The organism is Gallaecimonas zhanjiangensis (assembly GCF_057624825.1).
In genome coordinates this window covers 2,684,828-2,704,785 of sequence record NZ_CM172603.1, presented here as the reverse complement: position 1 = coordinate 2,704,785, position 19,958 = coordinate 2,684,828, and the positions used below count along the sequence as shown (strand labels likewise).

General features: G+C 59.1%; 21 protein-coding genes. All 21 read left to right on the top strand.

The genetic code is table 11. The features are described 5' to 3' along the window. The first annotated feature begins 7 nt into the window (after window positions 1-7). The 21 genes from AC22G1_RS12865 (at window position 8) to AC22G1_RS12765 (ending at window position 19,958) form a co-directional block, all read left to right on the top strand. Entirely contained in the window at window positions 8-766 is a 759-nt protein-coding gene (locus tag AC22G1_RS12865; RefSeq protein ID WP_487313733.1) for a flagellar assembly protein FliH, read from the top strand. Continuing rightward, on the top strand, window positions 753-2,102 hold the full coding sequence (fliI, locus tag AC22G1_RS12860) for a flagellar protein export ATPase FliI (RefSeq protein ID WP_487313732.1): 1,350 nt from the start codon (window positions 753-755) through the stop codon (window positions 2,100-2,102). Before AC22G1_RS12865 ends, fliI begins: the two co-directional genes overlap by 14 nt. Beyond that, the gene (gene fliJ / locus AC22G1_RS12855) at window positions 2,099-2,536 is read left to right on the top strand and encodes a flagellar export protein FliJ (protein ID WP_487313731.1); all 438 of its coding nucleotides are present in this window, start codon (window positions 2,099-2,101) and stop codon (window positions 2,534-2,536) included. Before fliI ends, fliJ begins: the two co-directional genes overlap by 4 nt. A 32-nt stretch (window positions 2,537-2,568) precedes the next feature. Beyond that, entirely contained in the window at window positions 2,569-4,344 is a 1,776-nt protein-coding gene (locus AC22G1_RS12850; RefSeq protein ID WP_487313730.1) for a flagellar hook-length control protein FliK, read from the top strand. A gap of 50 nt (window positions 4,345-4,394) precedes the next feature. Beyond that, window positions 4,395-4,922 carry a flagellar basal body-associated protein FliL gene (fliL, locus tag AC22G1_RS12845; protein ID WP_487313729.1) on the top strand — a complete coding sequence of 176 codons (528 nt, stop codon included), beginning with the start codon at window positions 4,395-4,397 and terminating at the stop codon, window positions 4,920-4,922. Between the two features lie 10 nt (window positions 4,923-4,932). After that, window positions 4,933-6,009: a flagellar motor switch protein FliM gene (fliM, locus tag AC22G1_RS12840; protein ID WP_487313728.1), complete on the top strand. Its 1,077-nt coding sequence runs from the start codon at window positions 4,933-4,935 to the stop codon at window positions 6,007-6,009. Next, the gene (fliN, locus tag AC22G1_RS12835; protein WP_123422268.1) at window positions 5,996-6,388 is read left to right on the top strand and encodes a flagellar motor switch protein FliN; all 393 of its coding nucleotides are present in this window, start codon (window positions 5,996-5,998) and stop codon (window positions 6,386-6,388) included. Before fliM ends, fliN begins: the two co-directional genes overlap by 14 nt. Then, window positions 6,385-6,705, top strand: a complete 321-nt coding sequence (locus tag AC22G1_RS12830) for a FliO/MopB family protein (RefSeq protein ID WP_487313727.1) — start codon at window positions 6,385-6,387, stop codon at window positions 6,703-6,705. Before fliN ends, AC22G1_RS12830 begins: the two co-directional genes overlap by 4 nt. Then, window positions 6,702-7,445: a flagellar type III secretion system pore protein FliP gene (gene fliP / locus AC22G1_RS12825; protein WP_050660319.1), complete on the top strand. Its 744-nt coding sequence runs from the start codon at window positions 6,702-6,704 to the stop codon at window positions 7,443-7,445. Before AC22G1_RS12830 ends, fliP begins: the two co-directional genes overlap by 4 nt. Then, on the top strand, window positions 7,445-7,714 hold the full coding sequence (gene fliQ, locus AC22G1_RS12820; protein ID WP_487313726.1) for a flagellar biosynthesis protein FliQ: 270 nt from the start codon (window positions 7,445-7,447) through the stop codon (window positions 7,712-7,714). Before fliP ends, fliQ begins: the two co-directional genes overlap by 1 nt. Further along, complete coding sequence (gene fliR, locus AC22G1_RS12815; protein WP_487313725.1) at window positions 7,711-8,490, top strand: flagellar biosynthetic protein FliR; 780 nt, start codon at window positions 7,711-7,713, stop codon at window positions 8,488-8,490. Before fliQ ends, fliR begins: the two co-directional genes overlap by 4 nt. Next, window positions 8,490-9,623: a flagellar biosynthesis protein FlhB gene (gene flhB / locus AC22G1_RS12810; RefSeq protein WP_487313724.1), complete on the top strand. Its 1,134-nt coding sequence runs from the start codon at window positions 8,490-8,492 to the stop codon at window positions 9,621-9,623. The genes fliR and flhB overlap by 1 nt, the downstream gene beginning before the upstream one ends. An 83-nt stretch (window positions 9,624-9,706) precedes the next feature. Continuing rightward, window positions 9,707-11,818, top strand: a complete 2,112-nt coding sequence (flhA, locus tag AC22G1_RS12805) for a flagellar biosynthesis protein FlhA (RefSeq protein WP_487313723.1) — start codon at window positions 9,707-9,709, stop codon at window positions 11,816-11,818. Window positions 11,819-11,823: 5 nt separating this feature from the next. Further along, the gene (gene flhF / locus AC22G1_RS12800) at window positions 11,824-13,134 is read left to right on the top strand and encodes a flagellar biosynthesis GTPase FlhF (RefSeq protein ID WP_487313722.1); all 1,311 of its coding nucleotides are present in this window, start codon (window positions 11,824-11,826) and stop codon (window positions 13,132-13,134) included. 32 nt (window positions 13,135-13,166) lie between these two features. Next, window positions 13,167-14,039, top strand: a complete 873-nt coding sequence (locus AC22G1_RS12795; protein WP_487313721.1) for a MinD/ParA family protein — start codon at window positions 13,167-13,169, stop codon at window positions 14,037-14,039. Then, a complete protein-coding gene (locus AC22G1_RS12790) occupies window positions 14,011-14,751 on the top strand; it encodes an RNA polymerase sigma factor FliA (protein ID WP_487313720.1) in 741 nt (246 codons plus the stop codon). The genes AC22G1_RS12795 and AC22G1_RS12790 overlap by 29 nt, the downstream gene beginning before the upstream one ends. 70 nt (window positions 14,752-14,821) lie before the next feature. After that, a complete protein-coding gene (gene cheY / locus AC22G1_RS12785; protein ID WP_417357653.1) occupies window positions 14,822-15,193 on the top strand; it encodes a chemotaxis response regulator CheY in 372 nt (123 codons plus the stop codon). Between the two features lie 9 nt (window positions 15,194-15,202). After that, window positions 15,203-15,934, top strand: coding sequence for a protein phosphatase CheZ (locus AC22G1_RS12780; protein WP_050660327.1), 732 nt, complete (start codon window positions 15,203-15,205; stop codon window positions 15,932-15,934). 12 nt (window positions 15,935-15,946) lie between these two features. Next, entirely contained in the window at window positions 15,947-18,094 is a 2,148-nt protein-coding gene (locus tag AC22G1_RS12775) for a chemotaxis protein CheA (protein WP_487313719.1), read from the top strand. A 15-nt stretch (window positions 18,095-18,109) separates the two neighbouring features. Beyond that, window positions 18,110-19,222, top strand: coding sequence for a protein-glutamate methylesterase/protein-glutamine glutaminase (gene cheB / locus AC22G1_RS12770; RefSeq protein WP_487313718.1), 1,113 nt, complete (start codon window positions 18,110-18,112; stop codon window positions 19,220-19,222). Next, window positions 19,215-19,958 carry a flagellar motor protein gene (locus AC22G1_RS12765; protein ID WP_487313717.1) on the top strand — a complete coding sequence of 248 codons (744 nt, stop codon included), beginning with the start codon at window positions 19,215-19,217 and terminating at the stop codon, window positions 19,956-19,958. The genes cheB and AC22G1_RS12765 overlap by 8 nt, the downstream gene beginning before the upstream one ends.

The following is a 19,958-nucleotide window of genomic DNA, read 5'->3' as shown; positions in this document are numbered from 1 at the left end:
ACAGGCCGTGTCTGACGAAATTCAGCGCTGGGAAGGGGGCGATTTTACGCCGCCGGAGCCGGATGAAATATCAAGAGCGCTGCATATTCACCGGCGCAAGCAAGGCCAGGACAACGAGCCTGAGGCGCCGGCTGCCCGCCCCCAGGGCATGAGCATTGCCGAACTCGAAGCCCTGCGCGCCGACGCCGCCGAAGAAGGCTTTAACGAAGGCAAAGACGAAGGCTTTAAAGCCGGCCATGCCGAGGGCCATAGTCAAGGGCTCGACGAAGGCAAAGAGCAAGGCTACCAGCAGGGTCTTCAAGAGGGCCTCGCTGCTGGCCAGCAACAGATAACTGACGCCGTTAATCATTGGCAAGCCATGGCCGACGAGCTGGCAGCGCCGCTTTTGGATAAAGACCAACGCGTCGAAGGCAAGCTGGTGACCTTACTGGTGGCCGGCATGCAGGCGGTGCTGGGCCATGAGCTCAAAACCGACAAAGAGCTGGTTCATCACCTTATCCGCCAAGGCATTGACGCCCTCTCTGAAGACGACACCACCATCACCATCGAGGTGGCTCCTACCGACGCCCGCCTCCTGCACCAGCAATACAGCGAAGACGAGCTCAAAGACCGGCGCTGGAAGGTGCGAGAAGAGCCCACCCTGCGCCATGGCCAATGCCGCATCGAAGCGGGCCAATCCCTGGTGGATGTGGACCTTCAAGAGCGGCTTCGCATCCTGTGCCAGGGCATCTTGGCCGAAGCCGGGCTGAGCCATGAAGGGGACTGAGCGCCAGAGCCTGGCCGATCGCCTGGGGCGCTTTGAGCGGCTGATGCAGCTGCCAAAGCCCAGCGTGGCCGGCCGCTTGGTGCGGGTGGTGGGCCTTGCCCTTGAAGCCCAGGGCTGCCGCGCCCCCATCGGTTCTTTGTGCCGCATCGAAGGTCACAGCCAAGACGTGGAAGCCGAGGTAGTGGGCTTTGGCAACAACACCCTCTATCTGATGCCAAACCAGGACGTTTCCGGCATTTTACCCGGCGCCAGGGTCACGCCTCTTGGGGTGTCTGCCACCCTGCCGGTGGGCATGAGCCTGCTGGGCCGGGTGGTGGATGGCCTGGGCCGCCCGCTCGACGGCATGGGCGCGGTGCGCGCCGAAAACCGGGTGGGCTTTAAGGGCCGGCCTTTAAACCCTTTGACCCGTCGCCCCATCCGCAAACCCCTGGATGTGGGAGTGCGGGCCATCAATACCTTGCTGACCGTCGGCCAGGGCCAACGTATGGGGCTTTTTGCCGGCTCCGGTGTCGGCAAATCGGTGCTGCTGGGCATGATGACCAAAGGCACCAGCGCCGATGTGATTGTGGTGGGCCTGGTGGGGGAGCGGGGCAGGGAAGTACGTGAATTCATTGACGAAATTCTCGGCGCCGAAGGCCGCCGCCGCGCCGTGGTGGTCGCGGCCCCTGCCGACACCAGCCCGCTGATGCGCCTTAAGGCCTGCGAAACGGCCTTGACCTTTGCCGAGTACTTTCGCGACCAAGGCCTTAACGTGCTGCTGCTGGTGGACTCCTTGACCCGTTACGCCCAGGCCCAGCGGGAGATAGCCCTTGCCGTAGGCGAGCCGCCTGCCACCAAGGGCTACCCGCCGTCCGTGTTTGCCCGCCTGCCGGGTCTGGTGGAGCGCGCCGGTAACGGCGGCGATGGCCAGGGCGGCATTACCGCCTTTTTCACCGTGCTAAGCGAAGGGGATGACTTGCAAGATCCGGTCGCGGACGCCGCCCGGGCCATCCTCGATGGCCACATCGTGCTGTCCCGGACCCTGGCTGACTCCGGCCACTACCCGGCCATCGATGTGGGCGCCTCGGTGTCACGGGTCATGCCCCAGGTCACCTCCGAGGCGCACCAATTGCAGGCCAGAGCCGTCAAGGCACTGTTCAGTGCCTACGAGCAATCCAGGGACCTTATTCAGGTGGGCGCCTATCGCCAGGGCTCAGACCCGCGAGTCGATACCGCCATTCGCTTGAAAGAGCCCATGAATCTTTTTTTGCGCCAGTCGATGCAGGAAGTCTGCCCCTATGACGATTGCCTGCAAGCCCTTGAGTTGTTGGCCAAAGCCGCCGGGGAGGGCGCATGAGTAAAGGCTTGGAATTGGTGCTGGACCAGCGCAAGCAACAAGAAGACCGCGCCCTGGCGCAACTGGCCCAAGCTCGCCAGGCCCTGGCGCAGCTTCAGGGCAAGCTCAATACCCTGCAAAATTACCGCAATGGTTACCTGCGGGAGATGCAGCAAAAAGCCGGTGTTGGTCTTACCGCCGTTAACATGGTCCACTACCAGCGCTTTGTGGCGCGCCTCGACAGCGGCCTTGCCGACTTGCAAGGGCAACTGGTGCAGCACCAGCAGGCGGTGGCCAGCCGCGAACAAGCCTGGCGGGTTGCCCGCCAAGACACCAAAGCCATCGATCTGCTGCTTGAGCGCAAAGCGCAAGACGCCGCCGTAGCTGCCCAGCGCCGTGAGCAACGGGAGCTTGACGATCTGGTTGGCCGTAAGGTTGGAACACCAATTGCATAGGTTATTGCATCTGATTGGGATTGGACCGTCTTATGCAACTGCCAGCGCTCACGCAACCCGCCACCACTGCCGAACAAGCCCCTAAAGCCCTGGATAAGGGCGGCGACCAGTTTGTTAGCGTCTTTGGCCAAGCCCTGCAAGGCAGCGGCAAGACGGTGCCGTCCAAACATTCTCATAAAACCGAAGGCGGCGAGGGCAACGAAAAGCCCGGCCCTGCTGACGTTTGTGCTCGCACCGAGACCCCAAAAGACGGCGCTGCCGAGAGTGCGCCAGCCGAGCAGGCCAAGGCTGATGACGCCAAAGCCGGCAAGGCCAAAGACCACAAGGCTGGCAAAGGCGACGCTCAAGCCGATGGCCAAAGCACTGATAGCAGTGACGACCTTATCAACTTGGTGGTCAATGCCCAAAAGCACCTGCCTGAGCAAAGCGCGCCAGCCGAGGAGGGCGGCGACGTTAAAGTGGACGGCAAAGACAAAGCCGCCGTATTGCCGCGCTTTGTGGTCAAAGGGGGCGTGGACGCCAAGACCGAGGCTGCCGCTACGGATGGCAAAACCACGGATGCCAAAAATTTGGCGCCGGGTGAAACCGAGCTTGATACGGCCAAGGCTAGCGAGACAGACGGTAAAACAACCAACGCTGAGGGTAAGGGCGGCAAGCTGCCAAGCGAGCTGAGCGGGGGCACTAAAACCGCTGATACCCAATCGGCCAAGAGCGATAAGGCTCACATTGATGGCAGCAGCAAAACGGCCAAGGCCGATGGCAAGGCGCCTCTAACCGATGGTAATGGCGAGGTAAAAGCCACCCCATCAATGCCCGGTGTTAATGCTGGCGCAGCTAAAGCGGGCACTGCCACCAATAGCGATGCCGCCTCAACCATCAATGACGATGCGGCTGAAGTCGCCTCCCAAATGGCGGTTGGCAAAGATGGCGTGCGCGCCGCTAAGGCGGAAGTGACCAACCCTGCCGCTGAAAAGGCCCGCCAGGTGCTGGCCAGCTTGCAACAAGGCAGCGCCAAGACCGATACCGCCCAGGCCGCCCCGGTAGCTCAGGTGGCGAGTGCCGGTAAAGTGCAGGCCAAGGGCGATAAAGCTGACAAAGCTGATAAAGACGGTGACGACAAAGCCGTTAAAGGCGCTGGCGAGCACAAGGGCGATAAAGACAGTAGCCTGGCCAGCCTGCTTGGCACCGATAAGCCAGCCAAAACCGATGCCCCGGTAGCGGCCAGCGCTCAGGACAACAGCCGCATAAACCCGGTGCAGCACCAGGTTCAGCAAGCCGCGGATGCCCAGGTGCAAAGCCTGCACAAAACCGACGCCAGCGCGCCCCAGCAAACAGCGGCCAATAATGGCGCCGCTGCGCCGCGTGACGCCCAGGTCAGCGACCGGGTTACCCTGGTGCCGCAGCAGCGTTTTGCCGAGGCCTTGACCGAAAAGGTGGGGGTGATGCTGTCTAAAAACCTCAAAGAAGCCCACATCCAGCTTGACCCGCCCGAGCTTGGTAGTTTGATGATCCGGGTGCAGGTGCATCACCAGGATGCCCAGGTTCAATTCCAGGCCAGCCATCCCCAAACCCGCGAGTGGCTGCAAGATGCCATGCCAAGGCTTAAGGACATGATGGCCGACCAGGGCTTTAACCTGGCCGACGGCCAGGTGCGTGACCAAAGCGCCAATGGGGGCGAGAGCCGCCAGGGGCAAGGCCAGGGCGGCGGCAATGGTGGTTTTTGGCAGGGGGACGAGGGCGAAATTGATGAAAGCTTGCCCTATCGTTACGCCTTGACCCCAGATGGCTTGGTTGATGCCTACGCCTGAGCCGACAGCTAAGGTAAAGTACAACCAGACTTTTATTGGAAACATGGACAATGGCTGAAGAACTGGAACTGGAACCTGTCGGTAAAAAAGGCGGCGGCAAGAAAAAGTTAATCATCATTATTGTCGCTGTACTGGTACTGCTTATCGGCGCCGGTGTGGCTTGGTTCCTGCTCGCTGGCAGCAGCGAGGAGCCGGCTAAAACCGATGGCACCGAGCAAACCCAGGACAAGGAAGGCAAAGCCGAGCCCAACGAGGCCGGCGAGGCGCTCTATGTGGCCCTGCCTCAGCCTTTTGTGTTCAATGTGCCGGGTAACCAACGCAGCCGTCTGGTGCAGATAAGTGTGCAGGTGATGGTCAGAGGCGCCGACAACGAAGCCTTGGCCAAACAACACCTGCCGTTGATTGAGAGCGTACTGTTGTCCACATTCAGCCAGTTTACCGAAGAGCAACTGTCTACCAGCCAGGGCCGGGAAAACCTGCGCACCGCCGCTCAGCAGGCGGTGCGCGACGCCCTGACCCCGGTAGCCGGCAAACCCGTTGTCGAGCGGGTGCTCTTTACCGGCTTTGTGATGCAGTAAAGGAGGCTTGGTGAGCGATCTTTTATCGCAAGACGAAATCGATGCCCTGCTCCACGGGGTAGACGAGGTTGAGGAAGACGGCGCTGCGTTAACCGGTGAAGGTGTAGCGCAGTACGACTTCTCTTCTCAGGACCGCATTGTCCGGGGCCGGATGCCGACCCTGGAGATCGTCAATGAGCGTTTCGCCCGCCATATGCGCATCAGCCTGTTCAACATGATGCGCCACCCGGCCGAGGTGTCCATCAACGGTGTGCAGACCATGAAGTTTGGCGAGTACGTGCACACTCTTTTTGTGCCTACCAGCCTGAATATGGTGCGTTTTCGCCCGCTTAAGGGTACGGCGCTTATCACCTTGGAAGCGCGGTTGGTGTTTATCCTGGTGGATAACTTTTTCGGTGGCGATGGGCGTTTTCATGCCCGTATCGAGGGCCGGGAATTTACCCCCACCGAGCGGCGCATCATCCAGATGCTGCTCAAGTTGGTGTTTGAGGACTACACCGAGGCCTGGGCTCCGGTGATGGACGTGGCCTTCGAGTATCTGGACTCGGAAGTAAACCCCTCCATGGCCAACATCGTCTCGCCTACCGAGGTGATTGTGGTGTCGTCCTTTCACATCGAACTGGAAGGGGGCGGCGGCGATTTTCACATCGCTATGCCGTACTCCATGCTCGAGCCTATCCGCGAGATCCTCGATGCCGGTGTCCAGTCCGACAAGGAAGACACCGACCACCGTTGGTCCAAGGCGCTGCGCGACGAGATAATGGACGTGCCGGTTGGCATTCGCGCCACGTTACTGGAAAAGGAACTGAGCCTGCGTAAGATGATGGCAATGAAGGCCGGGGACATTATTCCGGTAGACATGCCCGAGCATCTAACTGTTTTTGTTGAAGACTTGCCCACATTCAGGGCCCAGATGGGGCGAAGTGGTGAGCAGGTGGCGCTGAAAATCACCGAAAAATTAAAACGCCCGCGCTCGGCCAAGGCTGAGATGCAGAACATCACTAGGCGCGGCGTACGCATAGACAACATTTCCGGCCTCGAAGAGCTGGCAACCGATTGGGAAGGGGATAGCGATGGTATCGGATGAAGAACAAAAACTGGCTGACGAATGGGCTGCGGCCATGTCCGAGCAGGAGCAGCCCGAAGCGGTAGAGCTGGAAGAATTTGACGAAGCCGGCGAAGGCCCGCAGTTGTCGGCCGAAGAAAAGCGCCGCCTGGACACCATTTTGGATATCCCGGTCACCATTTCCATGGAAGTGGGCCGCTCCAAAGTCACTATCCGTAACCTGTTGCAGCTCAACCAAGGCTCGGTGGTGGAGCTAGATAGGGTGGCCGGTGAGCCGTTGGATGTGCTGGTGAACGGCACCCTTATCGCCCACGGCGAGGTGGTGGTGGTGAACGACAAGTTCGGTATCCGCCTGACCGACGTTATCAGTCAGCAGGAAAGGATCAAGAAACTCAAATGATTAGCCTGCTGGTTAGCGCCGCCACGGTGGCGGCGGATAAAACCTCCATGGTGACCCCGACCGACAAGCTCGGCACCCTGGTGATGTCGCTGCTGGGGGTAGTGGCGCTGCTGGTGGCAGTGCTGTATTTCGCCCGCCGCCATATGCCCCAATTCAAGGCCGGCCCCATCAAGGTAGTGGCCCAGCAACAACTGGGTGCCCGCGCCCGGCTGCTGCTGGTGGAAGTGGGCAGCGAGCAGATGCTTATTTCGGTCAGTGGCAACGATATTCGCCTTATCAAAGCCCTGGACAACCCGGTTAACAAGGAGAGTGCGTGAAGCGCTGGTTGCTGTGGGCGTTGCTGTTGCTGCCCGTTTTTTCCTATGCCAATCCCATCCTGCCTAACGGCTCCCTGCCGGCGGTAACCGTCACTAACACCCCGGGCGGCGGCCAGGAATACAGCGTCACCTTGCAGGTGCTGCTGTTGATGACGCTGCTGACCTTTATCCCGGCCATTTTGATGATGATGACCGCCTTCACCCGTATCGTGGTGGTGCTGGGCATTTTGCGTCAGGCACTGGGGTTGCAGCAGGTGCCCAGCAACCAGGTGATCATGGGTATCTCCTTGTTCATGACCTTTTTCGTGATGAGTCCGGTTTTTGACCAGATTTATAACGATGCGGTGCAGCCCTACTCCCAGGAGAAGCTCACTTTCCAGCAGGCTCTTGGGGAGGCGCAAAAGCCTTTGCGGGCCTTCATGCTCAAGCAGACCCGGGAAACCGACGTGAAAACCTTCGCCTCCATGGCCGGGGTGGAGAGCTTTGATACCCCGCAGGATGTGCCGATGCGCATTCTTATTCCGGCCTTTGTGACCTCTGAGCTGAAAACCGCCTTTCAAATCGGCTTCATGCTCTTTATCCCTTTTCTTATCATCGACCTGGTGGTGGCTTCGGTATTGATGGCCATGGGTATGATGATGTTGTCACCAATGATCATATCCCTGCCGTTCAAGCTGATGCTGTTTGTGCTGGTGGACGGCTGGAACCTGGTGCTTGGCACCCTGGCCAGGAGTTTCTGATGACACCCGAACAGTTCGTGGATCTCTTCCAACATGCCCTCTACCTGGTGTTGATCATGGTGGCGGCCATCATGATCCCCGGGCTGTTGGTGGGCCTGGTGGTGTCAATTTTCCAGGCCGCCACCTCCATCAACGAACAGACTCTGTCGTTCCTGCCAAGGCTGCTGGTAACCATCATCACCCTGATGCTGCTGGCCCACTGGCTGACCCGGCTGTTGATGGATTACTTCGTTGAACTGATGCAGCAGATCCCTTCGGTGATGCAATGACCTTTTCGGTGGCGCAGTTACTGGACTGGATAGCGGCCTACGCCTGGCCCTTCGTCCGTATCAGCGCCATGCTCACCGCCATGGTGGTGTTGGGTACCCAACTGGTACCCAGGCGAGTGCGGGTGATACTGACCCTGGCCATTACTCTGGTAGTGGTGCCTACCTTGCCGCCGATGCCCAGTGATGCGCTGTTTTCGGTCAAAGGCATGGTCATTACCGGCATCCAAGTGGTGGTGGGGGCTGTGATTGGCTTTGTCACCCTGATGGTGATGCAAATCATGGTGATGGGCGGCTCCATCATCGCCATGCAATCATCCCTGGGCTTTGCCGCCATGGTAGATCCGGTATCGGGGCAGCAAACTCCGGTGGTGTCGCAGCTCTTTTTGATGCTCTCCACCTTGCTGTTTTTCTCGCTGGACGGGCATCTTTGGATACTACAGATGCTGCATATGAGCTTTTTCCTCATTCCGGTGGGGGTTGATGGTATCACCTGGCCCAACTTCCACGTGGTGGCGGCTTTTGGTTCGACCCTCTTTGCCGGGGGCTTGAGCATGGCCATTGCCGAGGTGATCGCGCTGCTGATGATCAACATCACCTTCGGCTACATGACCCGCGCCGCGCCTCAGCTCAACATCTTTACCATCGGTTTTCCCATCATCATGGTGTCGGGGCTGCTCTTTTTGTGGGTTACCGCCTCCAACCTGCTCGACCATTTCCTGACCGCCTGGCGGGCAGGGCAAGGCGCTGTCTGTGAAGTCTTAAGGACTAGCTGCTGATGGCCGAAGATCAAGCAGGGGAACGCACAGAAGAGGCGACACCCAAACGAAAACAGCAGGCCCGCGACAAAGGGCAACTACCGCGTTCCAAAGATCTGGCTGGCGCTGTGGGCCTCTTGGGCGGCATCGTCGCGCTGATGTGGTTTGGTGGCTGGCTGGGCCAAAATCTGATGGGGCTGATGCACGAGAGCCTGGAGCTTGACCGCGATACCCTTTTTGATTTTTCTAAGCTGCTGTCTCAGGTTGGGCGCATTCTCTGGGCTGTGGCCTGGCCGCTATTGGTGCTGCTGTTGGTGATGGCTTTTGTCAGCCTGGTGGGCTCGGTGATTCTAGGGGGCTTTAACTTCAGCACCGAGGCCATGGCCCCCAAATTCTCCAAGCTCAACCCCCTTAATGGTTTCAAGCGCATGTTTGGGATCCAGGCCGGGGTGGAGCTTTTAAAATCTCTGGCCAAGTTCCTGGTGATAGGCGCTACTGCCTGGTTTTTGCTCCATTCGGTGTTTACCAAGGTATTGGCCCTGGCCGGCGAACCGGTGGAAGGGGCCATTATTGACGGCCTGGAGATCCTGCTTTGGCTGTGCCTGGCGCTTTGTGCGCCTTATCTGCTGATTGCCATCATCGATGCGCCCTTTCAGCTCTGGCAGTACAACAAGCAGCTCAAAATGAGCAAGCAGGAGATCAAGGACGAATACAAGGACGCCGAGGGTAAGCCTGAGGTCAAAGCCAAAATTCGCCGCATGCAGATGCAGATGGCCAACCGCCGTATGATGGCCAAGGTACCGGAGGCGGATGTCATCATCACCAACCCCACCCATTACGCTGTGGCGCTGCGCTACGATCAAAGCCGCGACCATGCCCCCATGCTGCTGGCCAAAGGGGTGGACGAAGTGGCCGCTCACATCCGCGATATCGGCAACGGCAACAACATCACCATGCTGCGCTCGCCCATGTTGGCCCGGGCTCTTTATTACAGTGGCGAGCTGGATAAACCCATCCCCGATGGCCTCTTTGTGGCGGTGGCCCAGGTACTGGCTTATGTCTACCAGTTGCGGCTTTGGAAGAAGGGCAGAGGTACCCGGCCCAAGAAGCTACCAACGGAAGTGCCGGTACCGCCAGAGTTTCGACACTGGTAACTTAACTTTCTGTTTTTAAATAATAAAAATACTTGGCCTGGTCTTTGCTTTGGTCTTGGTATCCTGATCGAGAGCGTCAAGGCATGGCTGTAGCAAACTGGCAAAACGTCTTCCTGAATATCAAGGCTTCCCGAGGCAAAATCTTCAAAGGCATCGGGGCCCCCTTGATGGTGCTGGCCACCCTGGCCATGGTGGTGTTGCCGATGCCACCACTGCTGCTGGACATGCTGTTCTCGTTCAACATTTCCCTGTCGCTGGTGGTGCTGCTGGTCTGTATCTACACCGGCCGGCCTCTCGATTTTGCGGCTTTCCCCACCGTGCTGCTGGTGGCTACCTTGCTGCGGTTGGCCCTTAACGTCGCCTCTACCCGGGTGGTGCTGCTGGAAGGCCATAATGGCCCCGGCGCCGCTGGCCAGGTGATTGAGTCTTTCGGCTCTGTGGTTATTGGTGGTAACTACGCTGTCGGTCTGGTGGTGTTCGCCATCCTTATCATCATCAACTTTGTGGTGGTCACCAAGGGTGCGGGGCGGATCTCTGAGGTAAGTGCCCGCTTTACCCTGGACGCCATGCCCGGTAAGCAGATGGCCATCGACGCCGACCTTAACGCCGGCATCATCAACCAGGAAGAAGCCCGCAAACGCCGTAAGGAAGTGACCAGCGAAGCGGACTTCTACGGGGCTATGGACGGTGCCTCCAAATTCGTTAAGGGTGACGCCGTCGCCGGTATCCTCATCCTCTTTATCAACGTCATCGGCGGCTTTGTCATTGGTATCGTCCAGCATGGCCTGAGCTTTGCCGATGCCTTGCAGATCTACACCTTGCTGACCATCGGCGACGGCCTGGTAGCGCAAATTCCTTCGCTGCTGCTGTCGGTCGCAGCGGCCCTGATGGTGACCCGTGAAAACACCGACGGCGATATGGGCGCGCAGTTGGTCGGGCAAATGTTCGACAACCCTAAATCCCTGGTGATTGCCTCCGGCATTCTGGTGGTGATGGGCCTGGTGCCCGGCATGCCCCATCTGGCTTTTTTGCTGCTCGGTACCCTTTGTGGTGTTGGCGCCTATGTGCAATACAAGCGCAAGCAAAAGGCGGCGCTGGTCGAGGCGGCCAAGCCTGAGCCCAAGAGCGGGGAAGTGCTGCCGCCGGATCAGCGCGAGCTGGGCTGGGACGATGTGCAGCCGGTTGACACCATTGGCCTGGAAGTGGGGTATCGCCTTATTCCGCTGGTGGACAAAGCCCAGGGCGGTGAGCTGCTGTCTCGTATCAAAGGGGTGCGCAAGAAGCTCAGCCAGGATTTGGGCTTTTTGGTGCCGCCGGTGCATGTGCGTGACAACCTGGAGCTCGAACCCAATATCTATCGCATCACCCTGATGGGGGTGGCGGTGGGGGAAGCCGATATTCGCGGCGACCGGGAGCTGGCCATCAACCCAGGGCAGGTCTTTGGCAAAATCGACGGTATTCCCACCCAGGAGCCTGCCTTTGGCCTGGAGGCTTACTGGATAACCCCATCCCAGCGTGACCACGCCCAAAGCCTCGGTTACACCGTGGTGGACGCTGCCACCGTTGTGGCCACTCACCTTAGCCAGTTGCTGGCCAATAACGCCGCGCAACTACTTGGCCACGAAGAAGTGCAGAACCTCTTGGACATGCTGGCCAAGAAGGCGCCCAAGCTGGTGGAAGGCCTTATTCCCGACATCATGCCGCTGGGCATTCTGGTCAAGGTGCTGCAAAACCTGCTGCACGAAGGGGTGCCTATCCGCGATATGCGCACCTTGGTACAAACAATGGTCGAGTATGGTCCCAAGTCTCAGGACGCCGACGTACTGACCGCTGCCGCCCGTATTTCCACCAAGCGCCTGCTGGTCCAAGAGATCTTCGGGCCAGTGGCCGAGCTGCCCGTCATTACTTTGTCGCCAGAGTTGGAACAGATGTTGCATCAGACTCTGCAAGCCGGTGGCGAAAACGCGGGATTGGAGCCGGGCCTTGCAGAAAGGCTACAAAAATCCCTCGAGAACGCCGCCAATCAACAGGAAATGAACGGTCAGGCAGCGGTGCTGCTGACATCCGGGGTGCTCCGTGGCTCCCTGGCCCGATTCGTCAAATATTCGATCCCGGGCCTGCGCGTCCTGTCTTATCAGGAAGTACCGGATGACAAGCAGATCCGTATTGTCAGCAGCATAGGTAGCGGAGGCTAAGGCCAGTGAAAATCCATCGCTTTTTCGCCAAAGACATGCGCTCTGCACTGGCAGAGGTCAAAGACACCCTGGGCGTGGACGCCGTTATTCTGTCCAACACCAAGGTCAATGGCGGTGTCGAAATTGTGGCGGCCGTGGATGTTGCAGACAAAACCCCGCAGGGTCGCCCCAGCGCAGGCCGCGCCGGCGAGCGCGAGCTGCCGGAAGACAGGGTGACGCTCTCAAGCGCCCCGCGCCAAGCCGCGCCCCGCCAGGCTGCCAAGGCCGAGCCCCGTAAAAAGGCAGCGCCTACCCTTAACTGGGATTGGCAAAGCCGCGAGCAAGATAGCCGCAGCGAAAGCCTGCCGGAGTGGTCCCGCGGTCTGGCCCGCCAGGCCATGGAGCAACAATCCGAGTTTGTTGCCGCCGCCGAACCGGCCAGCCCCGTCAAAAAAGTGACCATGGCTGACCTGTCCGAAGAAATGCACAGCTTGCGTCAATTACTTGAACATCAACTCTCCGGCCTTCGCCAGGATGCCAAGGCCCGGCGCCAGCCGGTGCGTACCCTGCTGGAAGAGCGGCTGGTGAAAATGGGCTTTCCTTCTACACTGGCAGAGGAAGTCACGGCGCCCATGCCTGAAGCTCTTGGCGCCAACGATGGCTGGAAATGGCTGCGGGTGCAGCTGAAAAAGCGCCTCTTTACCAGTGACAACACCATTCTTCGCAAAGGCGGCGTGGTAGCCATGATGGGCCCCACCGGGGTTGGCAAAACCACCACCGTGGCCAAACTGGCTGCTCATTATGCGCTTAAGCACGGCGCCGATGAGGTCGCTTTGGTCAGTACGGACACTTACCGTATCGGTGCCCACGAACAACTTGCCACCTATGGCCGTATCATCGGTTGCCCTGTTAAGGTGGCCAAAGACGCCGAAGAACTGGAAGACGTGCTGTATCAGCTGCGCAACCGCTCTTTGGTGCTGATTGACACCGCCGGTATGGGCCAGCGCGACCTGCGCCTGAACCAGCAGCTTTCTACCCTGGTCCAGGCCGGGCAGGTACCCATTCAGCGTTACCTGGTGCTCTCTGCCACCGCCCAACAGCGGGTGCTGGAAGATGCACTGAACCGTTTTTCCCAGGTCCCCCTTGATGGCCTGGTGCTGACCAAGCTCGACGAGACCCTGAGCCTGGGAGAAGTCCTTGGCCTGGCGATACAAAATGCCTTGCCAATAGGGTATCTTACCGACGGTCAGCGTGTACCAGAGGATCTGCAGGTTGCCCAGGCGGAGAACCTGCTTGAGCGTGCTCTGGCACTTTTTGTGGGCACTGCTGCGGCTTAAGTCCGAGGCGACAAGTAAAATAAGGAACACCCATGGATCAAGCGAGCGGCTTGAGGCAAATGAAGCGTCAGAGCATCACCAAAGTGGTAGCTGTCACCGGCGGTAAAGGCGGTGTCGGTAAGACCAACGTTTCTATCAATACCGCGGCAGCCCTGGCCCAAGCTGGGCAGAAAGTGCTGTTGCTGGACGCTGACCTTGGCCTGGCGAACGTTGACGTCCTGTTGGGTCTTAGGGTCCAGAAAAACCTCAGCCATGTGTTGGCCGGCGAGTGCGAGCTAAAAGACGTGCTGCTCGAAGGCCCAGGCGGCTTTAAAATCGTACCGGCCACGTCTGGCACCCAGTCCATGGTGGAGCTGACCCCGGCTGAGCACGCCAGCCTTATCCGCGCTTTTAGCGAGCTGGAAGAAACCTTCGATGTATTGATCATCGACACCGCTGCCGGTATCTCGGACATGGTGCTGAGTTTCTCCCGCGCCGCCCAGGACGTAATGGTAGTGGTCTGTGACGAACCCACTTCCATCACCGATGCCTACGCTCTTATCAAAATTCTGTCCCGTGACTACGGCCTGTTCCGCTTCAAAATCGTGGCCAACATGGTGCGTAGCCTCAAAGAGGGGCAAGAGCTCTTTACCAAATTGTCGCGGGTGACCGACCGCTTCCTGGATGTTGCTCTGGAACTGGTTGGTACCGTGCCCTTTGACGAACATGTCCGCCAGGCCGTGCGCAAGCAGAAGCTGGTGGTCGACCTGTATCCGCGAGCCCCGGCAGCCATCGCCTTCAAGGCCCTGGCTGCCAAAGTGATGACCTGGCCCATTCCTAACAGACCGGGCGGTCATGTGGAGTTTTTCCTTGAGCAACTGATCGGCGAAAAATCTCATGTCGGGAGCGAACAAGATACTCAATAAAAATCCCTATGGTGAGCAGCGGGAGAGCCAACTGGTTACCCGTTACGCCGAACTTGTGCGGCGTATTGCCCACCATCTGCTGATGCGCCTGCCGCCATCGGTACAGCTGGACGATCTCATTCAGGCCGGCATGATGGGGCTTATCGAAGCTGCCCGTAACTTCGATGGCTCCAAAGGTGCCAGTTTTGAAACCTATGCCGGTATCCGTATCCGCGGTGCCATGCTGGATGAAATTCGCCGGGGTGACTGGGTGCCGCGCAGCGTGCACCGCAATGCCCGCGCCATCAGCGATGCTATTAATGAAGTGGAGCGTGAAACCGGTGTAGAAGCCCGGGACGTGGAAGTGGCGGCCAAACTGCAAGTCAGTGTCGACGACTACCACCGTATGCTCAACGACGTTAACTGCGGCCGGCTGGTGGCCATGGAAGACCTGGGCGTCACCGAAGAGGTGTATGCCCCGGACGACAGCGACAGGCCGGATCTCAACCACCACCGCAGCCAGTTCCAAAGCGCCCTGAGTGACGCCTTGAAAAAGCTCCCGGAGCGGGAAGCCATCGTGCTGTCGCTCTATTACGAAGAGGAGCTTAACCTCAAGGAAATAGGCGCCGTGCTAGGGGTGAGCGAGTCCCGGGTCTGCCAAATTCACGGCCAGGCCATGTCCCGCCTTAAAGGGCGCCTGACCGAGTGGCACCAAGACAGCAGCATAATTTAGTTAAGTATTTATAAATCAGGCCGATAAGAAATCAGCTCACGCTTCGTTGGAGGAAGCATTGGACAAGAACATGAAGATCCTCATCGTGGACGACTTCTCCACGATGCGCCGCATCATCAAAAACCTCATGCGCGATCTGGGCTTCAATAATTGCTTTGAAGCCGACGATGGCAACACCGCGCTGCCGATGCTGCAAAACGGTGATTTTGACTTCGTGATCACCGACTGGAACATGCCAGGCATGCAGGGGATTGACCTGTTGAAGGCCATTCGTGCTGACGACAACCTCAAGCACCTGCCGGTACTGATGGTAACTGCCGAAGCCAAGCGCGAGCAGATCATCACCGCCGCCCAGGCCGGTGTGAACGGTTATGTGGTCAAGCCCTTTACCGCCGCCACGCTAAAAGAAAAGCTCGACAAAATCTTTGAGCGGATGGGGTAAGGACACGCCATGACTGAGCGCCAAAAAACAGGCATTTCCCTGGAGCAGGCCAGAGCGTTGGTGGCCCACCTGGAAGCTGGTCAGGAGCAGCAGGCGGAAGCGGTGCTGCGGGAAATGGCCGTCAGTGCCAACACCGAGCTGTTTTCCCAGGTCGGTAAACTGACCCGCGAATTGCACGACTCGCTGCTTGAGTTCCAGCAAGACCCGCGTCTTGCCACCCTGGCCACCCAGGACATTCCCGATGCCAAAGACCGGTTGATGCATGTCATCACCATGACCGAGTCAGCGGCCAACACCACCATGGATGCCGTGGAGTCTTGCCTGCCTATCGCCGACAAGCTGGTGGACAGCATCGACAGCCTCAACCCTGCCTGGCAGCGGTTGATGGAACGGGAAATGAAGGTTGGGGAGTTCAAGACCCTGGTTCACGATCTCGACGGCTTTTTGGTCAATTCCAAAAACGAAGCCGACGAGTTGCGCGGTGCCTTGACCGAAGTGCTGATGGCCCAAGGCTTTCAAGACCTTACCGGGCAGATCATCCGCCGTGTCATCGAACTGGTCAGGGAAGTGGAAGAGCGTTTGGTGAGCCTGGTTGCCATGTTTGGCGAGCCGAAAATGGCCAACGAGCGCCAAAAATCCAGCACTGAGCCGGAAGGGCCCATTCTTAACCCTGAAGGCAGAGACGACGTAGTCACAGGGCAGGATGACGTAGACGACCTGCTATCGAGTTTGGGTTTCTAAAGGGGCTGAGCAATGAGCTTCGAATTGGATGAAGACATCCTGCAGGACTTCCTGGTTGAGGCCGGAGAGATCCTTGAATTACTCTCCGAGCAGCTGGTGGAGCTGGAAAAACGGCCCCAGGACAGTGATCTGCTCAATGCCATCTTTCGTGGCTTCCACACCGTTAAAGGCGGTGCTGGTTTCCTTGGCCTGTCCAACCTGGTTGATGTCTGCCATGGCGCAGAAAACGTCTTCGACCTGCTTCGAAACCACAAACTGGCGGTAAACGCCGAGTTGATGGACGTGGTGCTGAGCGCTCTGGACACCATCAACGAGATGTTTGCCCTTATCCAGGAACGGGAGATCCCCGGCCCGGCCGATCCCGCGCTTATCGAAGCGCTGCACCGCCTGACCGACCCAGACGCCGCTCCGGCGCCAGCTCCCGAGCCTGAGCCTGAGATTGCTCCCGAGCCCGAGGTCAGCCAAGAGGCTGCCGAACCGTCGGTTGCCACCAGCGAAGGCGGCATCGACGATATCACCGACGATGAATTCGAAGCCCTCCTTGACGAGCTGCATGGCAGCAATAAAGGGCCTTCGGCCAAAGCTGCTGCGCCTGAGCCAGCGGCGCCTGCCGCGCCGGCCGGTGGCAGCGGTGATGACATCACCGACGACGAATTTGAAGCGCTGCTTGACCAGTTGCACGGCAAAGGCAAGTTCAGTGGCGCTGTGGAGTCCGACGAGCCCGAAGCGCCTAAAGCGCCCGCGGCCGAAGAAGTTAAAGCCCCAGCCGCGGCTGGCGGTGGTGGCGACCTTATCGCCGATGATGAATTTGAAGCGCTGCTCGATGAGCTTCATGGCAAAGGCAAAGGGCCCTCGGTAAATGAGCCGGCTGCGTCCAGTGCTGCGGCGCCCAAGGCTGCCGCTCCTAAAGCCGAGCCTGCCAAGGCGGCGCCCGTGCCTGCGCCGCAAGCAGCTCCTGCTGGTGCCGCGCAAAACCACGTTAACCCGCCGGCCGAAACCACGGTGCGGGTCGATACCAAGAAGCTCGATGAGATCATGAACATGGTCGGCGAGTTGGTGTTGGTGCGTAACCGCCTGCTGTCTATCGGCCTTAACGCCGAAGACGAAGAGCTTTCCAAAGCCGTTGCCAACCTCGATGTGGTGACCGGCGACCTGCAAGGCGCGGTGATGCAAACCCGCATGCAGCCCATCAAGAAAGTGTTTGGCCGCTTTCCGCGGGTGGTTCGTGACCTTGCCCGCAGCCTTAAAAAGGACATCAACCTGGAGTTGGTGGGGGAAGAAACCGATCTTGATAAAAACCTGGTAGAGGCCCTTGCCGACCCGCTGGTGCACTTGGTGCGTAACTCGGTGGACCACGGTATTGAGATGCCCGATGTCCGGGTGAAAAGCGGTAAAGCCAAAACCGGTACCATTGTGCTGTCGGCAAGCCAGGAAGGTGACCACATCCTGCTGGCCATTAACGACGACGGCGCTGGCATGGACCCGGAGCGGCTCAAATCCATCGCCGTCGAGCGCGGCGTCATGGACCAAGACGCTGCCAACCGCTTATCTGACGAAGAAGCGTACAACCTGATTTTTGCCCCGGGCTTCTCCACCAAGAAGGAGATCTCCGACATCTCCGGCCGTGGTGTGGGCATGGACGTGGTGAAAACCAAAATCAGCCAGCTTAATGGCTCCATCCATATTGACTCGGCCAAAGGCGAGGGCACCCGCATCACCATCAAGGTGCCGCTGACCCTGGCGATTTTGCCGACCCTGATGGTGCTGGTGGGCAAACAGACCTTTGCCTTCCCGCTGGCCACCGTCAACGAAATTTTCCACCTGGATTTGTCCCAGACCAATGTTGTTGACGGCCAGTTGACGATAATAGTGCGGGATAGGGCCATACCGCTGTTCTATCTGGACCATTGGCTGGTGCGCGGCTCAAACCGCGAGCGGCGCCGTGGCCAGGGGCATGTGGTGATCATCCAGCAAGGCACCATGCAGGTTGGCTTTGTGGTCGATGGCCTTATCGGCCAGGAAGAGGTGGTGATCAAGCCGCTTGGCCAGATGCTTCAGGGGACCCCTGGCATGGCCGGCGCTACCATTACCTCTGACGGGGGCATTGCCCTTATTCTGGATGTACCGGCGCTGCTCAAGCGCTATGCCCGCAAGATGTAAAGGGATAACCCTGCTATGCCGATTCGTGTTTTGGTGGTCGATGACTCCAGTTTTTTCCGTCGCCGGGTGTCAGAGATACTGACCTCCGACAAAGGCGTGGAGGTTATCGACACCGCAATGAACGGTAAGGAAGCCGTTCAAAAAGCAAAAGAGTTGCGCCCGGATGTGATCACCATGGATATCGAGATGCCGGTTATGGACGGCATCTCGGCGGTGCGCGAGATCATGCTGGCCAACCCCACCCCGATTTTGATGTTCTCCTCCCTGACCCATGACGGTGCCAAGGCTACCCTTGACGCGCTGGACGCCGGGGCCTTGGATTTTCTGCCCAAGCGCTTTGAGGACATCGCCAAAGACCGCAACGACGCTGTTGCCACCTTGCTGACCCGGGTTAAAACCCTGGCCAATCGCCGAGGTTTGTCCCTTATCAAGGCGCGCCAGCTGCGAAGTTCAAGCTCGGCACCAACCATTGCCAAGCCCGAACCCGCGCCCACAAGGCCGGTTAGCGAGCGGCACGATACACCGGCGCCCGCGCCGCGCCGGCGCCGCAGTATGCCTTACAAGCTGCTGGCCATTGGCTGCTCAACAGGCGGCCCTGTGGCGCTGCAACAAATTCTGACCCGCCTGCCCGGTAATTTTCCGCTGCCCATCGTGCTTATCCAGCACATGCCCGGCACCTTTACCTCGGCTTTTGCCCAGCGCCTTAACGGCCTTTGCCAAATCAATGTCAAAGAAGCAGAGAACGGCGACCGGCTGCTGCCAGGCTCAGCCTATCTGGCCCCCGGTGGCAAGCAGATGCTGGTAGAGGGCTCTGGCTCGGCGATGCGTTTAAAAGTCACCGAAGGCCCAGAATCGCTGGTTTATAAGCCGTCGGTAGACATTACCTTCGCCTCAGCGGCCAAGGTGACGGGTGACGTGCTGGCGGTGATTTTGACCGGCATGGGCGCCGATGGTCGCGATGGCTCAAGGCTGCTTAAAGCCCAGGGCGCCACCTTGTTTGCCCAGGACGAAGCGAGCTGCGTGGTGTACGGCATGCCGCAGGCGGTAACCGCCGCAGGCCTCACCGATGAGTCCATCAGTCTTGACCGCATTGCCGGGCGCATTCTGGCCGAGATTGGCCATGGATAGACTGGCGCTGCCAGCTGTTGTGCTGGGAATGGGGATCATCCTTTTGGCTTTGTGGCTGGAAGGCGGTCACCTTGCCAGCCTCCTTAACGGCCCGGCGGTGCTGATTGTGGTGGGGGGCTCCTTTATGGCGACCCTGGTGCAAAGCCCCTGGGGCCGCTTTACCCGCTGGCTGTCCCTTTGCCAGTGGCTGGTAACCCCGCCTCGTCAAGATCTTGACGCCTTGCTGGATAACTTCCAGCATTGGAGTCAGCAGTGTCGTAACCAGGGCATCCTGGCGCTGGAGTCGGCGTCCGAGTCTTACCCTGAACCTTTTGTGCGTAAAGGCCTGCAACTTTTAGTGGATGGCGCCACTCCCGAGCAGCTTCGGGAAATGCTTGAAAGCGATCTCTACCTGCAACAGGACGGCGATTACAAAGCGGCCGATGTGTTTCAGATGATGGGAGGCTACGCCCCGACCATGGGCATCCTCGGCGCCGTGCTGGGGCTTATCCAGGCCATGGGCCAGCTCACCAACCCCGAGGCCCTGGGCGCAGGCATTGCCACCGCCTTTGTGGCCACCATCTACGGCGTGGGTTTTGCCAACCTGATTTTTTTGCCCCTGGGTGGGCGCCTGCATGCCCTGATTGACGGGCGCAGCCGTTACCAGGAGGCGGCCATTGTCGGCTTGATGGCTTTGGGCCTTGGGGAGCACCCGGCCAAGGTGGCCATGAAGCTGCAAAGCTACCAGGGGGGCTAA

Bases quoted from the DNA above. Each gene is read 5' to 3' on its own strand.
- fliQ (WP_487313726.1), top strand. From the start codon at position 7,445: ATGACACCCGAACAGTTCGTGGATCTCTTCCAACATGCCCTCTACCTG.
- fliR (WP_487313725.1), top strand. From the start codon at position 7,711: ATGACCTTTTCGGTGGCGCAGTTACTGGACTGGATAGCGGCCTACGCC.
- flhA (WP_487313723.1), top strand. From the start codon at position 9,707: ATGGCTGTAGCAAACTGGCAAAACGTCTTCCTGAATATCAAGGCTTCC.
- cheY (WP_417357653.1), top strand. From the start codon at position 14,822: ATGAAGATCCTCATCGTGGACGACTTCTCCACGATGCGCCGCATCATC.
- AC22G1_RS12850 (WP_487313730.1), top strand. From the start codon at position 2,569: ATGCAACTGCCAGCGCTCACGCAACCCGCCACCACTGCCGAACAAGCC.
- AC22G1_RS12830 (WP_487313727.1), top strand. From the start codon at position 6,385: ATGATTAGCCTGCTGGTTAGCGCCGCCACGGTGGCGGCGGATAAAACC.
- fliL (WP_487313729.1), top strand. From the start codon at position 4,395: ATGGCTGAAGAACTGGAACTGGAACCTGTCGGTAAAAAAGGCGGCGGC.
- fliJ (WP_487313731.1), top strand. From the start codon at position 2,099: ATGAGTAAAGGCTTGGAATTGGTGCTGGACCAGCGCAAGCAACAAGAA.
- cheB (WP_487313718.1), top strand. From the start codon at position 18,110: ATGCCGATTCGTGTTTTGGTGGTCGATGACTCCAGTTTTTTCCGTCGC.
- fliI (WP_487313732.1), top strand. From the start codon at position 753: ATGAAGGGGACTGAGCGCCAGAGCCTGGCCGATCGCCTGGGGCGCTTT.
- fliN (WP_123422268.1), top strand. From the start codon at position 5,996: ATGGTATCGGATGAAGAACAAAAACTGGCTGACGAATGGGCTGCGGCC.
- AC22G1_RS12780 (WP_050660327.1), top strand. From the start codon at position 15,203: ATGACTGAGCGCCAAAAAACAGGCATTTCCCTGGAGCAGGCCAGAGCG.
- AC22G1_RS12790 (WP_487313720.1), top strand. From the start codon at position 14,011: ATGTCGGGAGCGAACAAGATACTCAATAAAAATCCCTATGGTGAGCAG.
- flhB (WP_487313724.1), top strand. From the start codon at position 8,490: ATGGCCGAAGATCAAGCAGGGGAACGCACAGAAGAGGCGACACCCAAA.
- AC22G1_RS12775 (WP_487313719.1), top strand. From the start codon at position 15,947: ATGAGCTTCGAATTGGATGAAGACATCCTGCAGGACTTCCTGGTTGAG.
- AC22G1_RS12765 (WP_487313717.1), top strand. From the start codon at position 19,215: ATGGATAGACTGGCGCTGCCAGCTGTTGTGCTGGGAATGGGGATCATC.
- AC22G1_RS12795 (WP_487313721.1), top strand. From the start codon at position 13,167: ATGGATCAAGCGAGCGGCTTGAGGCAAATGAAGCGTCAGAGCATCACC.